The following is an 18,301-nucleotide window of genomic DNA, read 5'->3' as shown; positions in this document are numbered from 1 at the left end:
GGTCGCGGAGGCGAGCCGCAACGCGGAAGGGCCCCGCATCCTGACGGATGCGGGGCCCTCCGTGGGTCACTTCAGACTCAGTTGTAGGTACCCGGGGTGAAGTCGTCCGACGAGAAGCTGTCGAAGTCGACGAAGCTCAGGTCGGCGTCCGAGAACGACGAGTCGTCCGCGAAGATGCGGTTGGGGTACCGCTCGGCCTTCGCTTCCTCGGTCGCGTTCACGTCCACGTCGCGGTACCGGCTGAGGCCCGTCCCGGCGGGGATGAGCTTACCGATGATGACGTTCTCCTTGAGGCCGACGAGGTGGTCCTGCTTGCCCTCCATGGCCGCCTGCGTGAGGACGCGGGTGGTCTCCTGGAAGGACGCGGCGGACAGCCACGACTCGGTCGCGAGGGACGCCTTGGTGATGCCCATGACCTCCTGGCGAGCGGAAGCGGTCTTGCGACCCTCCTGCAGCGCCGCACGGTTGAGCTCGTTGTACCGCGAACGGTCGACGAGCTCGCCCGGGAGCAGATCGGTGTCGCCGTGGTCGACGACGGTGACCTTGCGGAGCATCTGGCGCACGATGACCTCGATGTGCTTGTCGTGGATCGGCACACCCTGGGAGCCGTACACGTCCTGCACACCGTTGACGAGGTGCTTCTGGACCTCGCGCACACCCTTGACCCGGAGGACCTCCTTGGGGTCCACCGTGCCGGCGATGAACTGCTCGCCGAGCTCGACGTGCTGGTTGTCCTCGACGAGGAGGGTCGCACGCTTGAGCACCGGGTAGATGAACGGCTCGTCGCCGTTGTCCGGCGTGAGGATGATCCGACGACCCTTGTCCGTGTCCTCGATGACGACGCGGCCGGGGGCCTCGGCGATCGGGGACGCGCCCTTCGGGGTGCGGGCCTCGAAGAGCTCGGTCACGCGGGGCAGACCCTGCGTGATGTCGTCGGCCGAGGCCGAACCACCTGTGTGGAAGGTACGCATCGTCAGCTGGGTACCGGGCTCACCGATGGACTGGGCGGCGATGATGCCGACCGCCTCGCCGATGTCGACGAGGTTGCCCGTGGCGAGCGAACGGCCGTAGCACTTCGCGCAGACACCGATGGCCGACTCGCAGGTCAGGACCGAGCGCACCTTGATGCTCTCGACACCGGCCGCGATGAGCTTGTCGATCAGCACGTCACCAACGTCCTCACCGGCCTCGGCGACGACCGTGCCCTGCGCGTCCACGGCCGGGGTGGCCAGGGTGCGCGAGTACACGGTGTTCTCGACGCGCGGGTCGCGGACCAGGGCGCCGTCGGCACCCTTCGTCGCGATCGGCAGCTCGAGGCCGCGGGTCGTGCCGCAGTCGTCCTCACGGATGATGACGTCCTGCGAGACGTCCACCAGACGACGGGTCAGGTAGCCCGAGTCGGCGGTACGGAGAGCCGTGTCCGCCAGACCCTTGCGGGCACCGTGCGTGGCGATGAAGTACTCCGCCACGGTCAGGCCCTCGCGGTACGAGTTGATGATCGGGCGGGCGATGATCTCACCCTTCGGGTTGTTCACCAGACCACGCATACCGGCGATGTTGCGCACCTGCAGCCAGTTACCACGAGCACCCGACGAGACCATGCGGTTGATGGTGTTGTCGACCGGGAAGTTGTCGCGCATCTCCTGCGCGATCTCGTTCGTGGCCTCGGTCCAGATCTTGATCAGGTCGGCGCGGCGCTCCGCGTCGGTGATCAGACCCTTGTCGAACTCGCCCTGGACCTTGGCGGCCTGGACCTCGTAGCCCGCGATGATCTCCTTCTTGCGAGGAGGCGTCACGACGTCCGAGAGCGCGACGGTCACACCGGAGCGGGTGCCCCAGTAGAAGCCGGCGTCCTTGATCCGGTCGAGCGCGGCGGCCGTCTCGGTCTTGGAGTAGCGCTCCGCGAGGTCGTTGACGATCGCGGACAGCACGCCCTTGTCCGTGACCTTCTGGACGAACGGGTAGTTCGCCGGGAGGGTCTCGTTGAAGAGCGCACGGCCGAGGGTCGTCTCGAGCAGCACCGGCTCGCCCTGCACGTAGCCCTCCGGCGCCTCGCCCTCGGCGAAGTACACGTCGGACATGCGGATCTTGACGAGCGCGTTGAGGTGCAGCGTGCCCTGGTCCTTCGCGAGGATCGCCTCGGCGACGGAGGAGAACGCGCGGCCCTCACCCACGGCGCCCTCGCGGACGGTCGTGAGGTGGTGCAGACCGATGATCATGTCCTGTGCGGGCAGGGTCACCGGGCGGCCGTCGGACGGCTTGAGGATGTTGTTCGAGGCGAGCATGAGGATGCGGGCCTCGGCCTGGGCCTCCACCGAGAGCGGCAGGTGCACGGCCATCTGGTCACCGTCGAAGTCCGCGTTGAACGCAGCACACACGAGCGGGTGGAGCTGGATGGCCTTGCCCTCGACGAGCTGCGGCTCGAACGCCTGGATGCCGAGACGGTGCAGCGTCGGCGCACGGTTCAGCAGCACGGGGCGCTCGCGGATGATCTCCTCGAGCACGTCCCACACCTGCGGACGCGAACGCTCGACCATGCGCTTGGCCGACTTGATGTTCTGCGCGTGCGACAGGTCGATGAGGCGCTTGATGACGAACGGCTTGAACAGCTCGAGCGCCATCTGCTTCGGCAGACCGCACTGGTGGAGCTTGAGCTGCGGGCCGACGATGATGACCGAACGGCCCGAGTAGTCGACGCGCTTGCCGAGCAGGTTCTGACGGAAGCGACCCTGCTTGCCCTTGAGCATGTCGCTCAGGGACTTGAGGGCGCGGTTGCCGGTACCCGTGACCGGACGACCACGACGACCGTTGTCGAACAGCGCGTCGACCGCTTCCTGCAGCATGCGCTTCTCGTTGTTCACGATGATCTCGGGGGCACCGAGGTCGAGCAGGCGGCGGAGACGGTTGTTGCGGTTGATCACACGACGGTAGAGGTCGTTGAGGTCCGACGTGGCGAAGCGGCCACCGTCGAGCTGCACCATCGGGCGGAGCTCCGGCGGGATGACCGGGACGACGTCGAGCACCATCGCGGCCGGCGAGTTGCCGGTGGCGAGGAAGGAGGAGACCACGCGCAGACGCTTGATCGCGCGGATCTTCTTCTGGCCCTTGCCCTCGGCGATCTGCAGGCGCAGCGACTCGGCCTCGGCGGCCAGGTCGAAGGCCTCGAGACGGAGCTTGATCGCCTCGGCGCCCATGTAGGCGTCGAAGTAGATGCCGAAGCGGTCCTGCAGCTCGTGGAAGACGGCGTCCTCGGGCTTGAGGTCGCCCACCTTGAGGTTGCGGAAGTCCTCCCACACGCGCTCGAGGCGGGTGATGTCCTCGTCGAACGACTTGCGGACCTGGGACATCTCCTTCTCGGCGGTGTCCTTGGTGCGGCGCTTGACGTCGGCCTTGGCGCCCTCCTCCTCGAGCGCTGCGAGGTCGTCCTCGAGCTTCTTGAGGCGGTCGGCGATGATCGAGTCGCGCTGGCCCTCGAGGGTCTTGATCTCGAGACGCATCTCGTTCTCGAGACCAGGGAGGTCGGCGTGACGGCCCTCTTCATCGATGTCGATGATCATGTACGCCGCGAAGTAGATGACCTTCTCGAGGTCCTTCGGCGCCATGTCGAGGAGGTACCCGAGGCGCGACGGGACGCCCTTGAAGTACCAGATGTGCGTGACGGGCGCGGCGAGCTCGATGTGGCCCATGCGCTCACGGCGGACCGAGGACTTGGTGACCTCGACGCCGCAGCGCTCGCAGACGATGCCCTTGAACCGGACGCGCTTGTACTTGCCGCAGGCGCACTCCCAGTCGCGGGACGGACCGAAGATCTGCTCGCCGAACAGACCGTCCTTCTCGGGCTTGAGGGTGCGGTAGTTGATGGTCTCCGGCTTCTTGACCTCGCCGTACGACCACTGGCGGATGTCCTCGGCCGTGGCGAGACCGATCCGCAGTGCGTCAAATGAAGTTGCTTCGAGCAATGTTCTTCTCTCTAGCTGGATTCGTTACGAGTACGGGCGGGATCAGATGTCGTCGACGGACGACGACTCGAACCGCGAGGAGATGTTGATGCCGAGCTCTTCGGCGGCACGGAAGACCTCGTCGTCCGTGTCGCGGAGGCTGACCGCCTGGCCGTCGGCCGAGAGGACCTCGACGTTCAGGCAGAGCGACTGCATCTCCTTCATGAGGACCTTGAACGACTCCGGGATGCCGGGCTCCTGGATGTTCTCGCCCTTGACGATCGCCTCGTAGACCTTCACGCGGCCGAGGATGTCGTCGGACTTGATCGTCAGGAGCTCCTGGAGGGCGTAGGCGGCGCCGTACGCCTCGAGCGCCCACACCTCCATCTCACCGAAGCGCTGTCCACCGAACTGCGCCTTACCACCCAGCGGCTGCTGCGTGATCATCGAGTACGGACCGGTCGAACGCGCGTGGATCTTGTCGTCGACCAGGTGGTGCAGCTTGAGGATGTACATGTAGCCGACCGAGACGGGCTCCGGGAACGGCTCGCCGGAGCGGCCGTCGAAGAGCTGCGCCTTGCCGGACGAACCGATCAGGCGCTCGCCGTCGCGGTTCGGGAGGGTGCTGTCGAGGAGGCCCTCGATCTCACGCTCGTACGCACCGTCGAACACCGGGGTGGCGACCTTCGTGCCGGGCTCCGCGTGACGCGCGGCCTCGGGCAGCGCCGACGCCCACTCCTGGATGCCCTCGACGTTCCAGCCCTGCTTCGCGAGCCACCCGAGGTGGATCTCGAGGACCTGGCCGAAGTTCATGCGGCCGGGGACGCCGAGCGGGTTGAGCACGATGTCGACCGGGGTGCCGTCCGCGAGGAACGGCATGTCCTCGACCGGCAGGATCGTCGAGATGACGCCCTTGTTGCCGTGACGACCGGCGAGCTTGTCACCGGCGGTGATCTTGCGCTTCTGGGCGATGTAGACGACCACGCGCTGGTTGACGCCCGAGCCGAGCTCATCGTCGCCGTCCTGCGCGTCGAAGACCTTGACGCCGATGATCGTGCCCTCTTCACCGTGGGGCACCTTCAGCGAGGTGTCGCGCACCTCGCGCGACTTCTCGTTGAAGATCGCGCGGAGCAGGCGCTCCTCGGCGGAGAGCTCGGTCTCGCCCTTCGGCGTGACCTTGCCGACCAGGATGTCGCCGGGGCGGACCTCGGCGCCGATGCGGATGATGCCGCGCTCGTCGAGGTCGGCCAGGAGGTCCGGGCTGACGTTCGGGAGGTCGCGGGTGATCTCCTCCTTGCCGAGCTTCGTGTCGCGGGCGTCGACCTCGTACTCCTCGATGTGGATCGAGGAGAGCGTGTCGTCCTTCACGAGGTTCTGCGACAGGATCATCGCGTCCTCGTAGTTGTAGCCCTCCCACGGCATGAACGCGACGAGGAGGTTCTTGCCGAGCGCGAGCTCGCCGTTCTCCGTCGCGGGGCCGTCGGCGATGACCTCGCCCTGCTCCACGCGCTCGCCTGCGGAGACGATGACGCGGTGGTTGTAGCTCGTGCCCTGGTTCGAGCGGTCGAACTTGCGCAGGTAGTAGGTCTGCGTGCCGCCCTCGTCGAGCTGCAGGGTCACGGCGTCGGCCGAGACCTCGGAGACCACACCGGCCTTGTCGGCGGTGACGACGTCACCGGCGTCGATGGCGGTGTAGCCCTCCATGCCGGTGCCGACGAGCGGCGACTCGGAACGGAGGAGCGGCACGGCCTGGCGCTGCATGTTCGCACCCATGAGGGCGCGGTTCGCGTCGTCGTGCTCGAGGAACGGGATGAGTGACGTCGCGACCGACACCATCTGGCGCGGCGAGACGTCCATGTAGTCGACCTCGTCCTTGCCGACGAGCTCGACCTCGCCGCCCTTCTTCCGGACGAGCACCTTGTCGTCCTGGAAGTGGAAGGAGTCGGTGAGCGGCGCGTTGGCCTGGGCGACGACGAAGTCGTCCTCTTCCGAGGCGGTCAGGTAGTCGATCTGCGTCGTGACCTGGCCGTCGACGACGCGACGGTACGGGGTCTCGATGAAGCCGAAGGAGTTGATCCGACCGAACGACGCGAGCGAACCGATCAGGCCGATGTTCGGGCCTTCCGGGGTCTCGATCGGGCACATGCGGCCGTAGTGCGACGGGTGGACGTCGCGGACCTCGACGCCGGCACGCTCACGGGACAGACCACCCGGGCCGAGGGCCGAGAGACGACGCTTGTGCGTCAGGCCCGCCAGCGGGTTGTTCTGGTCCATGAACTGCGACAGCTGGGACGTCCCGAAGAACTCCTTGATCGCGGCGACGACGGGGCGCACGTTGATCAGGGTCTGCGGCGTGATCGCCTCGATGTCCTGCGTGGTCATGCGCTCGCGGACGACGCGCTCCATGCGGGACAGACCGGTGCGGACCTGGTTCTGGATGAGCTCACCGACGGCACGGATGCGACGGTTGCCGAAGTGGTCGATGTCGTCCACGTCGAGGCGGAGCTGCACCGGCTCGCCGTCGCGGACGCCGTCGATGGTGGTGCGCTCGGCGTGCAGCGAGACGAGGTACTTGATCGTCGCGACGATGTCCTTGACGGTCAGCACCGAGTCGCTGAGCGGCGCGTCGATGCCGAGCTTGCGGTTGAGCTTGTAGCGGCCCACCTTCGCCAGGTCGTAGCGCTTCGGGTTGAAGTAGAAGTTGTCGAGGAGCGCACGCGCCGCCTCGGCCGCCACCTGCTCGCCCGGACGGAGCTTGCGGTAGATGTCCTTGAGCGCCTCTTCCTTGGTGAGGATGGCGTCCTTCTCGAGGGTCGACTCGATCGACGCGAAGCCCTGGAACTCGTCGAGGATCTCCTCGCTCGTCAGGCCGAGGGCCTTGAGGAAGACCGTGACGGACTGCTTGCGCTTGCGGTCGATGCGCACGCCCACCTGGTCGCGCTTGTCGATCTCGAACTCGAGCCAGGCACCGCGCGACGGGATCACGCGGGCGGAGTAGATGTCCTTGTCGGAGGTCTTCTCCTGCGCGCGCTCGAAGTACACGCCCGGGGAACGGACGAGCTGCGAGACGACGACGCGCTCCGTGCCGTTGATGATGAACGTGCCGCGCTCGGTCATGAGCGGGAAGTCACCCATGAACACGGTCTGCGTCTTGATCTCACCGGTCATGTGGTTCATGAACTCGGCGTTGACGTAGAGCGGCGCGGCGTAGGTCTTGCCACGCTCCTTGCACTCGTCGATCGAGTACTTCGGGTCCTCGAGCTCGGGCGACGTGAAGCCGAGCTGCATCGTCTCGCCGAGGTCCTCGATCGGGGAGATCTCCTCGAAGATCTCCTCGAGCCCGGAGTGCAGCGCGAGGTCGGTGCGACCCTGCTCCTGCCCCTCTGCGAGTCGGGCCTTCCACACGTCGTTGCCGACGAGCCAGTCGAAGCTCTCCGTCTGGAGGGCGAGCAGATCAGGAACCGTGAGGGTGTCCGTGATCTTGGCGAACGAGAGTCGCGAGTGGTTGCGACCGTTCTTGGGGTTGGTGGATGCGTTGGGCGCAGCAGCCAAGGGTGTGACCTCCGGTAGGCCCCGTCGGGCCGGTACTGACGAGCAGCACGTTGGTGGGTGGATTGACGCTTCAGCGCGACCTGGTGATCAACACACGGGGAACGGTTCGCATCCGTGGGATGCGACCTGTGCGATGATCGGAGTGAGCGGGACCCGCCGCCATATACGGGTCCGGCGTCACCAGGCGGGTTCGATGTGAACCGACGGTCGACCGCAATATGACGACACGACGAGCCAGGGAGCGCGAACTGTCATCATAGGTCGGCTTGTCCCCCGGTGTCCAGTCCTGGCTTGACCTTCTTCGTCGATGACGTGTATAAGCCGGTGGACCGGTCGTCCATTCCGCCGTCGTCAGGCCGCGAGCGCGCGGTACGTGGCCTCGGGGCGCGCCGTCCGGACGAACGTCACGCGGCCGCGGTCGTCGGTGATCTCCACGCCCAGCCCGGGCGTCAGGAGCAGTGCGCGCACGCCGTGCGCGCGGCGCAGCCCGATGCCGCCGAACGTCGACGCGTCCGCCTCGACGAGGCGCACGTCCACGATCCGGGAGCGGTCGATGCGCCGTGCGGGCAACGGGCGGAGACGCAGGACCACGTGGTCGTCGGTCACGGTGACGCCGGTCCGGGCGAGCACGAGCAGGAAGCCCGTGACGACCGCCACGACCCCCGGCACGAGGAGCGCGGCCTCCGGTGCGTCGCCGGGCCAGGCCAGCACCGCGCTCGACAGCGCGAGGCCGCCGAGCAACAGGACCGCACCGGTCGCGCGCATCCAGGCGGGTGCGACGTCGTGGTCGCCGTGGACCGGCCGGGAGGCACGGGTCGCCGTCCGGGGTCGGGTCGCGGTGGTCAGTCCCAGGGTCGGGACGCTCAGGGTGTCGGTCATGCGGGGCTCCTGCTGGCACGGGGCGGCGTGCTGTGCACGCGGCGGGCGGCCCGGCACGCAGGGCGCACCGGACGGCGGCGCAGCGACGCGCCGGCGACGTGCCGACACCGGTCGGGGGTCGTCCGGGCGGGCTCGTCGCGGTCACGGCGGAGGGTGGACGCGGGCGGTGTGGGGCCGCTGGCATCGACACGGTCCGGGTGACGACCGGGTGAACGGTACGTGACGTCCCTTGGCGCTCGCTGGGCAGCCGGTGACGGTGGCCGGGGAGCGCGCAGCGGCGTCAGGAGCGCAGCACGAGGGCGACGGCCTCCGCACGACTGCGGACCCCGAGCTTCGCGAACACCTGGTTCACGTAGGACTTCACGGTCGGGACCGTCAGGAACAGCTCGGCGGCGATCTCCGGGTTCGACCGGCCCGCGGCGATCCGGTCGAGCACGTCCGCCTCGCGCGGGGTGAGGTCCGGGAAGCGCTCGCGGACGCCCGGCGACGGCGCCGACGGAGGCCCCGCGAGCTGTGCCACGAGCCGCGCCCCGACCGAGGCGTCGAACGTGGCCTGCCCGGACGCGACGGCGCGGATCGCGGTCGCGATCTCGGTCCGACCGGCGTCCTTCGTCAGGTACCCGCGGGCTCCGGACCGGAGCGCCGTCACGATCGAGTCGTCGTCGGCGAAGGTGGTGAGCACGAGCACCCCGACCTCCGGGTGCGCCGCGGTGATGCGTGCGGTGGCGGTCGGACCGTCGACGCCCGGCATGCGGAGGTCCATCAGGACGACGTCCGGACGGTCCCGATCGACGGCGGCGACGGCCTCGGCTCCGTCGGCGGCCTCGCCCACGACCTCGAGGTCCGGCACGAGCGACAGCACCGTCACCAGTCCGTCACGGACGATCGCCTGGTCGTCCACGACGAGCACCCGGATCGTCACGACGACTCCCCCGCCCGGTCGGCGACGGGCACGCGCATCGCCACGACGAAGGCGCCGTCGCGGATCCCGGCATCGACCGTCGAGCCGTCGCCCAGCTCCGCGAAGCGCTCCCGCATCCCGGTGATCCCGTGGCCGTCGGAGCCGAGCGGGTTCGTGACCGTGACGGACACGGCGGAGCCGTCCCGGACCACCGACACGGCCACGGGGCGGCCGGGTGCGTGCCTGCGGGCGTTGGCGAGGGCCTCCCGGCAGACCTGCACCACGGCGGCGCGGTGCGCCGCGTCGAGGTCGGCGAGCACCTCGTCCCCCTGCGCGTGCACCGTGCCGCCGAAGGAGCGGTGGTCGGCGAGCAGCGTCCCCAGCCGGGAGGCGCGGCTCCGGTCCTCGACGTCGGCCTGCGGCTCGGTGTCGGCGTCGTCGCGGAGGGCGTGCACGGCCCGGCGGGCCTCGGCGAGACCGTCCGCGGCGAGCGTCCGCGCCTCGCCCGCGCGGCGCGCGGCCTCGTCGACCCGGCCGGCCTCGAGGAGGGCCTCGACCGCGTCGAGCTGGAGCACGAGTCCGCCGAGCGAGTGCGCGAGGACGTCGTGGATGTCCCGTGCAGCGCGGGAGCGGTCGGCGAGGAGGGCGGCGCGCTGCTGCTCGGCGAGGGCCTCGCGGGAGCGCTGCTCGGCCAGGCGGGACTGCCGGCGGCTGAAGCCGATGAGGACGCCGAGGAGGAGGCCGGCGCCCGTGCCGAGGACGAACTGGACGGACGCGTGCAGCACCGTGGCGGACACGGCGATGACGGCGAGGGACACCACGGCCGCGACGGCACCGAGCCAGACCGGCAGGGTCTGGGTGGCGCCGAGCAGGACGATGCCGACGATGACCGGCACGATCATGAGCGAGTCCGTCGGCACGACGACCGACGACCCCGCGAGGACCATCAGCGCGCCGGCTCCGAGGACCACCCCGGTCGACCGGCCGAACTCGCGGAGGACCCAGGCGGCGAGCGCCACGGCCCCGAGGACCCACACCCACGCGGGGTGGTGGAGGCCGATGCCGTTCCGCACGAACCAGAAGCCGACGACGACGACCCCGAGCGCGTTGAGCCCCCACGCGACACCGGAACGGGACCGGCCGGCCCCGGCACCGCGGGGGAGGTCGGCCCGCTCGGGCTCGGCGAGCTTGGTCACCGGACCATCATGCCGCTCGTGCGACGGGCGCTGCCGCCGGGGATCCGCTGGTCGACGACGACGGCCCGGGCGGCACGGTTCAGGGCGAGGACGAGCAGGATCGTGCCGGTCGAGGTGAGCAGGTGGGCGCCGAGGTGGCCGCCGAGGACGTCGAGGCCGATGCGCACGACGATGAGGACGATCCAGAGCACGGCACCCGTCCACCCGGTGCGGGACTGCAGCGTGCGGCCCCTGCTGTCCGGGGTCGACACCGTACGGAAGCGGGTGATGCTGCCCATGGTCAAGCCGACGCCGATCGTGACGAGGGCCTCGATCGCGAGGAACACGACGTCGGTCGTGGTGACGGTGACGCCGGAGTTCGCGAGGACCACGACGCCGACGACGCCCATGACGAGCGGCGTGCGCCAGATGCGGGTCGGGTCGAGGTACTGCCAGGTGGCCTGCCGGTAGGCGAGGAACCCGACGAGGGCGAGACCGAGGAGGACGTTGACGGCGAGCTGGGCGGACATCGGTGGACCTTTCCGTTCGGGAGTCCGGCGGGCGTTCCCGCCGGGGGCCGGCGGGGTTCCCGTCGGGTGTCCCCAGCCTCGTTCCCGGGCGTCGGCGGGCACACCAACCAGGGGTGGGGGTGCGGGTGGTGATCCGCGGTGGTGTTCCATTGGGGGCATGGCTGATGCGTTCGACGGGTTCCGGATCGGTGCTGGACACGCGGTGGTCGAGCCGGACAAGCACCGGCCGGGGTCGTACACGCTCGTGGTCGACGGGACGCCGCAGTCGCACGTCGACCTCGAGGATCCGACGCACCTGGCGTTCGAGTACATCCGGCGGATCGGGCACGCGATCGACCTGCTGCCCGGCGGGCCGATCACGGCGCTGCACCTCGGGGCGGGGGCGCTCACGCTGCCGCGCTACGTCGCGGTGACCCGGCCGGGCTCGCGGCAGCAGGTCATCGAGCTGGAGCGGGACCTCGTGGACCAGGTGCGCTCGGTGCTGCCGTTCCCCCGCGGCGCCTCGATCCGGGTGCGGTACGGCGATGCGCGGGAGGTCCTCTCGAAGCTGCCCGCCGGGCTGCGGGGCTCGGTGGACCTGGTGGTGGTGGACGTGTTCGGCGGGTCGCAGATCCCCGCGCACGTGACGAGCGTCGAGTTCTACCGTTCGGTGGCCGAGTTCCTGTCCCCCACCGGGATCGTGGCCGTGAACGTGGCGGACGGCGCGGGGTTGGCGTTCGCGCGGGGGCAGGCGTCCACGCTGCAGTCCGTGCTGCCGTCGGTCGCGGCGGTCGCGGACACCGGGATGCTCAAGGGCCGTCGGTTCGGCAACATCGTGCTGCTGGGCTCCCCGACCGACCTGCCCGTCGCGGACATGCCGCGGCGGTACTCCTCGGACCCCATGCCGGCGAAGGTCGTGCACGGCGCGGAGCTGCGGGCGTTCATCGCCGGAGCACCGATCGTCACCGACCAGACGGCGGTGGCGTCGCCCGAGCCGAACCGGAGCGTGTTCGGCGGCTGACACCCGGCAGGGCGCCGCTGTGGAACGACAGCGCCGTCGTCGTACGACAGCGGCGCGGTCGTTGCTTGCGCGTGCAACGAGCGACACCGCTTGAGAACGACACGGTCGTCGTCGTACGACAACGATCCCGTCGCTGTTCGCGTGTGCAACGACCGGCCGCACACCGGTCGCGGTGGCGGTGTCGGACGTTCGGAGGACCGGACGGGCAGGATGGGCTGAACGACCGTGCAGGGCACGACCGAGCGAAGGGACCGCACGCCATGACGAACGACGACCGGAGCAACGAGGGCCGGCCCGCCGACGGCCAGGCGCCGAGCTGGGGGTCCGCGCCCGACGCCTCCTCCGCTGACGCCCCGCGGTACGGCGAGCAGGGCGACACCACCCCGCGGTACGGCGAGCGCGCCGAACCCGCTTCCGCGCCGCGGTACGGCGAGCAGGGCGATGCGCCGCGGTACGGCGAGCAGACGGCCGCGCCGCAGTACGGGAGCGAGCAGTACCGCGAGCAGCAGGGCCAGTACGGCCAGTCGCAGTACGGACAGGGCCAGCACGACGACCGGTCCGGCGCCCCCGCGTGGAACGCCGACCACCAGCAGCCGTACGCCGCCGCGGCGGCCACGAACCACGGCGGACCGTCGTGGCAGCAGTACGACGAGCCGAAGCCCGCGAAGAAGAAGACCGTCGGCGTGGTCGCGTTCGTCCTCGGACTGGTCTCGCTCATCGTGGGCGTCGTCGGCGGGTACCTGATCGGGGCGGCGCTCGCGAGCAGCGACGCGATCAAGGACCTCGTGCCGACCGACGGGTCGACCCCGGACCAGTCGCAGCTCCAGCAGCAGCTCATGAACGACCCGACCGTGACCGGACAGTTCGCGGTCGGCGGCATCGTGATCGGCATCGCGGCGATCCTCGGCCTCTGGGCGCTCGTCCAGGGCATCATCGCGATCGTGACGAAGCGCGGGCGGGGCTGGGGTGTGTTCGCGGTGATCCTCGCGGTCGTCGCCACGATCGCCACCTTCGCGACGTACATCGGTGTCGCTGCGGCGGCTGCCGTCGGCGGTGGGAACTGACGTCGAACCGGACCGACCACCGACGGCCCGCTGTGCTCCGGCACGGCGGGCCGTTCCGCGTCCGGGTGACCCCCGTGCGCGTGGCACCGCTCGCTCTCGGCGGTGCCCGGTTACCCTCGAACCGATGTCCCTCCCGCCCGAGAACCCGCAGCCGCACGACCGGACCGACCGCGCCCGCGACGGCCGCCACGTCGCGCCCGTCACTGCCGGGGTCAGCCCGGGGTCGACCTTCGCGCCGATCAGCCTGCGCCCCGCAGTGGACGCCGAGGCCGTGCAGCAGCGCCTCCGCGACCTCGGGCAGAGCCGCAGCACGGAGGCCCTCGCGGAGCGGGCCGAGCTCCTGCGCCTGCTCGGCCGGTTGGACGAGTCGCTCGTGGTCGCGGAGGAGGTCTTCCGCCTGACGATGTTCACCGGGGAGCGGCAGGACAAGGTCGCCGCCCGGATCCGCCGCGCGCACGTGCTGCACGACCTCGGTCGCCACGAGCGGGCCGCCACCGAGGCCGCCCTCGCCCGGGACACCGCCCGCACCGAGGAGTGGCCGGAGCTCGAGGGCGCCGCCGCCGAGCTCGAGGGCTGGTCGCTGTTCGAGAGCGGACGCTTCGAGGAGGCCCGCTCAGCCCTGTCCCGCGCCTACCAGGCGTTCCGCCAGGCCGGGGCACCGTCGGAGCGCACCGACGCCCTCCGCACCGCGGTCGAGGCGGCGATGCGCGCCGCCATCTCGACCACCGACGACCAGCCGGAGAAGCCGCGCACGGCCCGTGACGTGGCCGCTCGCCGGGCGGAGGACGACGTCGAAGCGGCGCCACGGGCCTCCCGGCCGGAACCGCAGGTCGCGGACCAGGAGCCGCCGGTCCGACGCCGCGTGCTCGGTGCACCGGACGCAGCGCGCACCGAGGCGGACGACATCTGGGGACGCATCGCGGCGCGTGCCGCACGGAAGGGCCAGGCGGACCCGCGCCCGGAACGATGACGGCGCGGCTCGACGCCGTCCGTCAGCGCGCCGCCGACCTGATGGCGGAGCACCTCGACCCGACCTGGACGTTCGCGTTCGACCACGCGAAGACGCGTGCCGGACAGTGCGACTTCACGAAGCGACGCATCACCGTGAGCCGTCACCTGGCAGCGAGGTTCTCGGACGAGGACGCCGACCAGGTGCTCCTGCACGAGATCGCGCACGCGCTCGCCGGTGCACGAGCCGCACACGGACCGGTGTGGCGGCGGACGGCAGCGGCGATCGGGTACACGGGCTCCCGGCTCTACGACGGACCCGTGGCGACCGAGCTCGCGCCGTGGGCGGGGACCTGTCCGGCCGGGCACGAGCACGTCCGCTACCGCACGCCGACCCGGCCCCTGGCGTGCGCGAAGTGCGCCCGGCGGTTCGACGCCCGCAACGTCATCACCTGGCAGCGGCGGTCGACGGCTCCCGCTGATGCGGAGCCGGTAACCCGTTAGCCTGGGCGGATGCACACGGGGCAGCACATCCGCACGGACGCCGGATCGTCCTGGTTCTTCGACGCCGGACGGATCGCCCTCGACTTCGCGCACACCGGGGGCTTCGGGGACGACCCGGACGGACGCCGACCGCGCTCGCAGCTCGGGGAGCTCCTCGCGACCCCGGCCGACCTCGACGAGTGGCTCGGCGACCACACCGAACCGATCGACGTCGGTGCGACGGCGCGGGAGCTGCAGGACGCCCGAGCACTGCGGGCCGCCATCGCGCGGCTCGCGGTCGCCGCTGCCCCGGCGCCCGCGTCGACGGCGGCCGAACGGACCGCGGTGGCCGCGGGGCTGCGTGCGGGGACCGGTCGGACGCGTCCGGCACCCGACGACATCGACACGGTGAACCTGTTCGCGGCGCTGCCGGACGTGCCGCCGAGCCTTCCGGGAGGTCGCCGTCGCGCCGGGGCGAACCGGGTCCGCCTGGCGCAGGCACTGTCGAGCCTCGCGCGGGACGCCGTCGCGCTCTTCACCGAGGTCGGGTTCGACGACGCCGAGGCAGACGGCCGACCGACGCGACTGAGCCGGTGCTCGGCCGACGACTGCGGACTCGTGTTCTACGACTCGTCGCGGGGTGGCACCCGCCGGTGGTGCTCGATGCAGCGCTGCGGCAACCGGGCGAAGGTCCGGGCGCACCGGGCGCGGCGCGCGGCGGGCTGAAGGACCGGCCCGACCCGCGCATCCAGGCGGTCATCTCCTCGCGTGACGGCAACGGCCACCACGTGATCCGTACACGTGCCGAAAACAAGGATTCGGCACGCCGAATCCTCTGGCACACTGGTCCGCATGACCGACACCGCGACCCGCCCCGCCGAGGCGACCGCACCCCGGAAGCGCGCCGCCGGTCTCACGCTCCTCGGCCCGGCGTTCGTCGCCGCCATCGCCTACGTCGACCCCGGCAACGTCGCCGCGAACCTCACGGCGGGTGCGAAGTACGGCTACCTCCTGCTCTGGGTCCTCGTGGCTGCGAACGCGAGCGCCGTGGTGGTGCAGTACCTCTCGGCGAAGCTCGGCGTCGTCACGGGCAGGTCCCTGCCGGAGCACCTCGGCCTCCGGATGCGGCGCACGCCCCGCCTGCTGTTCTGGGCCCAGGCCGAGGTCGTCGCGGCCGCCACGGACATCGCCGAGGTCATCGGCGGCGCCCTCGCTCTGCACCTGCTCTTCGGACTGCCGCTCGTCGCGGGCGGCGTCATCACCGGCGCGGTGTCGATGGCGATCCTGCTGCTGCAGAACCGACGGGGCACCCGGGCGTTCGAGGCGGTCGTGACCGCGATGCTCGCGATCCTGACCGTCGGGTTCTGCGCGGGACTGTTGCTCGCCCAGGTGTCACCGGGTGAGCTCGTCGCCGGGTTGGTCCCGCGCTTCGAGGGCTCCGGTTCGGTGCTGCTCGCGGCGTCGATGCTCGGTGCCACGGTGATGCCGCACGCGGTGTACCTGCACTCGGCCCTCGCTCGGGACCGCCACGGTGACGTCCCCGCGGGACCGGAGCGCCGACGGGTCCTCGTCGCGACGCGGTGGGACGTGGCCCTCGCGCTCGTGGTCGCGGGCGGTGTGAACATCTGCATGCTCGTGCTCGCCGCAGCGACGCTGCCGGGGGTCGAGGGGACCGACACGATCCCGGGAGCGCAGGCCGCGATCGAGGCGAACGTCGGCCCCGTGGTCGGCGTGCTGTTCGCGGTGGGGCTGCTCGCGTCCGGGCTGGCGTCGACCTCGGTGGGCTGCATGGCGGGCGCCGAGATCATGAAGGGGCTCCTGCACGTGCGGGTCCCGGTGGTCGTGCGGCGACTCGTGACCCTGGTGCCGGCGATCGTGCTGCTCGCGGTGAACGCGGACGCGACGATGCTGCTCGTGGTGAGCCAGGTGGTGCTGAGCTTCGGGATCGCGTTCGCGATCGTGCCGCTGGTGGTCTACACCTCGCGGCGGAGCGTGATGGGGGACGACGTCAACGCGATGACCACCCGCGTGGTCGCGGGGGTCATCGCGCTGGTGATCGTGGCGCTCAACGTCGCGCTGGTCTGGCTGACGCTGGCGGGATGACGAACGGTGCGGCGCGTGGGCACACGCTCGGCACCACGCCGGCCGCCGGGCTCACTCGACGACCTTGACGTCCTTCCAGAACGCGACGTAGCCCGAGTAGTCCTTGCCGACGCGGTCGAACGAGGACGGGATCGGCGTCGGGTACGACCATGCGCGGTCCGGCAGCTCCTGCCCGTCGACGTGCACGGTGTAGTACTGCGTGTCGCCCTTCCACGGGCAGTGGTACTGCGTCGGGCTCTCGGTGAGCAGCTCGGTCTTGACGCTCGACGGCGGGAAGTACCAGTTGCCCTCGATCTGGATGAGGTCGTCCTTGTCGCTCTCCGCGATCACGGTGTCGCCGACGACTGCCTTCATGACGTGCTCCTTCTCGGGTCCGTTGTCGCTTGTGGACGCTACGCCCGCAGGGTGACGAGTTCCCCACCGCGGGCCAGCGCCGCCTGCACGTCGGCCCGGTCGAGCTCCCGCGCGCCCTCTGACGCCGAGACGAGGTGCTTCGTGGCCCGTCGGAGGCCCGTGTACGCCGCGCAGGCCGCGGCGGCCTCCGGTGACGTGTGGTCGATCCCGACCGCGGCGAGCGCGTCGAGGACGGCACCGGCGGCGAGGAGGTCCTCGACCGCGAAGTCCGGCGACTCCGGTGCGTCCCAGCCTTCCCCCGCGGCGTCCGCCGCGTCCGAGCGGGCAGCGTGGTCGGTCCCGGCGGCGACGATCGCGACGACGCAGCGGTCACCCCGGTCGGCCTGGAGGCGCGTCACCCGTTCCGCGACCGCACTCGCGTTGCCCAGGTGACCGAGCACGACCTCCGGGCCGCCCGGCAGGGCCGCGACGGTCCGGCGGAGCGCGTCGTCGTGGTCCCGCGGCGCCGGCAGGACGTCGACCCAGACGAGCAGGTGGGCGTCGTGCGCGATGCGTTCAGCGCCGGCGACGCCCCACGCGAAGCGGACCTGGTACTGCTGCTGCGTGCGTGTTGCCACGTGCACAGGGTAGTCGTCCACAGACCCCTGTCCGTCTCCACAGGCAGGCCGTCCGCGGAGGCTCCGTGACGGTCGGTGACCGTAGGATCCCGTGTCATGGAGATCGCCCCCGTTCCCACCCTGACCGGCGACCGTGTGACGCTCGAACCCCTCGGGGCGGAGCACGCGGACGACCTGCGGGCGGCGGTCACCGACGGCGACCTCTGGCGGACCTGGTACACGTCGATCCCGGCTCCGGCGCAGGTCGACGCCGAGATCGAGCGGCGGCTCACCGAGCACGAGGCCGGTCGGATGGTGCCGTTCGCCGTGCGCGACCGACCCACCGGCCGCGTGGTGGGGTCGACCACGTTCATGAACGTCGACCAGGCGAACCGCCGCGTCGAGATCGGTTCGACGTTCCTCGCCCGCTCGGCGCAGCGCACGGGCATCAACACCGAGGCCAAGCTCCTGCAGCTCTCGCACGCGTTCGAGTCGTGGCAGTGCATCGCGGTCGAGTTCCGGACGCACTTCCACAACATGCAGTCCCGCGCGGCGATCGCTGCGCTCGGCGCGAAGCAGGACGGCGTGTTGCGGAACCACCAGATCGGCCGCGACGGCACGCTCCGCGACACCGTCGTGTTCTCGATCACCGCGTCCGAGTGGCCGACCGTCCGGATGTCCCTCGCCGAACGGCTCCGCCGGCACGACCGGGCCGAGGGGTCCCGCCGCCGGTCCGCGCGGCACGCCTGAGCCGCGGAGAGCTGACGCGGGCAGCACG

Annotated in this window: 15 protein-coding genes; 7 read left to right on the top strand and 8 right to left on the bottom strand. The window is 70.8% G+C overall.

The genetic code is table 11. From position 1 onward, the window contains the following. Window positions 1-77: 77 nt before the first annotated feature. From rpoC to NS184_RS04130, 6 genes are all read right to left on the bottom strand, one after another. Window positions 78-3,959: a DNA-directed RNA polymerase subunit beta' gene (gene rpoC / locus NS184_RS04155; protein WP_058724873.1), complete on the bottom strand. Its 3,882-nt coding sequence runs from the start codon at window positions 3,957-3,959 to the stop codon at window positions 78-80. Window positions 3,960-4,001: 42 nt separating this feature from the next. Then, entirely contained in the window at window positions 4,002-7,490 is a 3,489-nt protein-coding gene (rpoB, locus tag NS184_RS04150) for a DNA-directed RNA polymerase subunit beta (RefSeq protein WP_058724872.1), read from the bottom strand. Between the two features lie 351 nt (window positions 7,491-7,841). Next, the gene (locus NS184_RS04145) at window positions 7,842-8,369 is read right to left on the bottom strand and encodes a hypothetical protein (RefSeq protein WP_058724871.1); all 528 of its coding nucleotides are present in this window, start codon (window positions 8,367-8,369) and stop codon (window positions 7,842-7,844) included. A gap of 280 nt (window positions 8,370-8,649) precedes the next feature. Then, window positions 8,650-9,291, bottom strand: coding sequence for a response regulator (locus NS184_RS04140; RefSeq protein WP_058724870.1), 642 nt, complete (start codon window positions 9,289-9,291; stop codon window positions 8,650-8,652). Further along, window positions 9,288-10,466 carry a sensor histidine kinase gene (locus tag NS184_RS04135; protein WP_058724869.1) on the bottom strand — a complete coding sequence of 393 codons (1,179 nt, stop codon included), beginning with the start codon at window positions 10,464-10,466 and terminating at the stop codon, window positions 9,288-9,290. Before NS184_RS04135 ends, NS184_RS04140 begins: the two co-directional genes overlap by 4 nt. Beyond that, window positions 10,463-10,975, bottom strand: a complete 513-nt coding sequence (locus NS184_RS04130; RefSeq protein ID WP_058724868.1) for a hypothetical protein — start codon at window positions 10,973-10,975, stop codon at window positions 10,463-10,465. Before NS184_RS04130 ends, NS184_RS04135 begins: the two co-directional genes overlap by 4 nt. 157 nt (window positions 10,976-11,132) lie before the next feature. Between NS184_RS04130 and NS184_RS04125 the strand changes: the two genes are divergently transcribed. The 6 genes from NS184_RS04125 to NS184_RS04100 all read left to right on the top strand — a co-directional run bounded on the left by NS184_RS04125 (window position 11,133) and on the right by NS184_RS04100 (window position 16,573). After that, complete coding sequence (locus NS184_RS04125) at window positions 11,133-11,975, top strand: spermidine synthase (protein ID WP_058724867.1); 843 nt, start codon at window positions 11,133-11,135, stop codon at window positions 11,973-11,975. A gap of 260 nt (window positions 11,976-12,235) precedes the next feature. Then, on the top strand, window positions 12,236-13,039 hold the full coding sequence (locus NS184_RS04120; RefSeq protein WP_058724866.1) for a DUF308 domain-containing protein: 804 nt from the start codon (window positions 12,236-12,238) through the stop codon (window positions 13,037-13,039). Between the two features lie 124 nt (window positions 13,040-13,163). After that, window positions 13,164-14,009, top strand: a complete 846-nt coding sequence (locus NS184_RS04115) for a hypothetical protein (protein WP_058724865.1) — start codon at window positions 13,164-13,166, stop codon at window positions 14,007-14,009. Further along, window positions 14,006-14,491, top strand: a complete 486-nt coding sequence (locus tag NS184_RS04110; RefSeq protein ID WP_058724864.1) for a SprT-like domain-containing protein — start codon at window positions 14,006-14,008, stop codon at window positions 14,489-14,491. The genes NS184_RS04115 and NS184_RS04110 overlap by 4 nt, the downstream gene beginning before the upstream one ends. Window positions 14,492-14,500: 9 nt before the next feature. After that, complete coding sequence (locus NS184_RS04105; RefSeq protein WP_058724863.1) at window positions 14,501-15,196, top strand: CGNR zinc finger domain-containing protein; 696 nt, start codon at window positions 14,501-14,503, stop codon at window positions 15,194-15,196. Window positions 15,197-15,322: 126 nt separating this feature from the next. Further along, on the top strand, window positions 15,323-16,573 hold the full coding sequence (locus NS184_RS04100; RefSeq protein ID WP_058724862.1) for an Nramp family divalent metal transporter: 1,251 nt from the start codon (window positions 15,323-15,325) through the stop codon (window positions 16,571-16,573). A gap of 51 nt (window positions 16,574-16,624) precedes the next feature. Here the strand turns inward: NS184_RS04100 and NS184_RS04095 are convergent, their stop codons facing one another. After that, a complete protein-coding gene (locus tag NS184_RS04095) occupies window positions 16,625-16,927 on the bottom strand; it encodes a DUF427 domain-containing protein (RefSeq protein ID WP_058724861.1) in 303 nt (100 codons plus the stop codon). A 38-nt stretch (window positions 16,928-16,965) separates the two neighbouring features. Then, window positions 16,966-17,544: a 2-phosphosulfolactate phosphatase gene (locus NS184_RS04090; protein WP_083513444.1), complete on the bottom strand. Its 579-nt coding sequence runs from the start codon at window positions 17,542-17,544 to the stop codon at window positions 16,966-16,968. Between the two features lie 96 nt (window positions 17,545-17,640). On the opposite strand from NS184_RS04090, the gene NS184_RS04085 reads away from it, so the two are divergent. Next, window positions 17,641-18,273, top strand: coding sequence for a GNAT family N-acetyltransferase (locus tag NS184_RS04085; protein WP_058724859.1), 633 nt, complete (start codon window positions 17,641-17,643; stop codon window positions 18,271-18,273). Window positions 18,274-18,301: the final 28 nt, after the last annotated feature.

Origin of the sequence: Curtobacterium luteum, from assembly GCF_001475545.1 — a bacterium.
Taxonomy (GTDB): Bacteria; Actinomycetota; Actinomycetes; order Actinomycetales; family Microbacteriaceae; genus Curtobacterium; species Curtobacterium luteum_A.
Note: the sequence above shows the minus strand (reverse complement) of the source record. Positions and strands in the feature narration are given on the sequence as shown.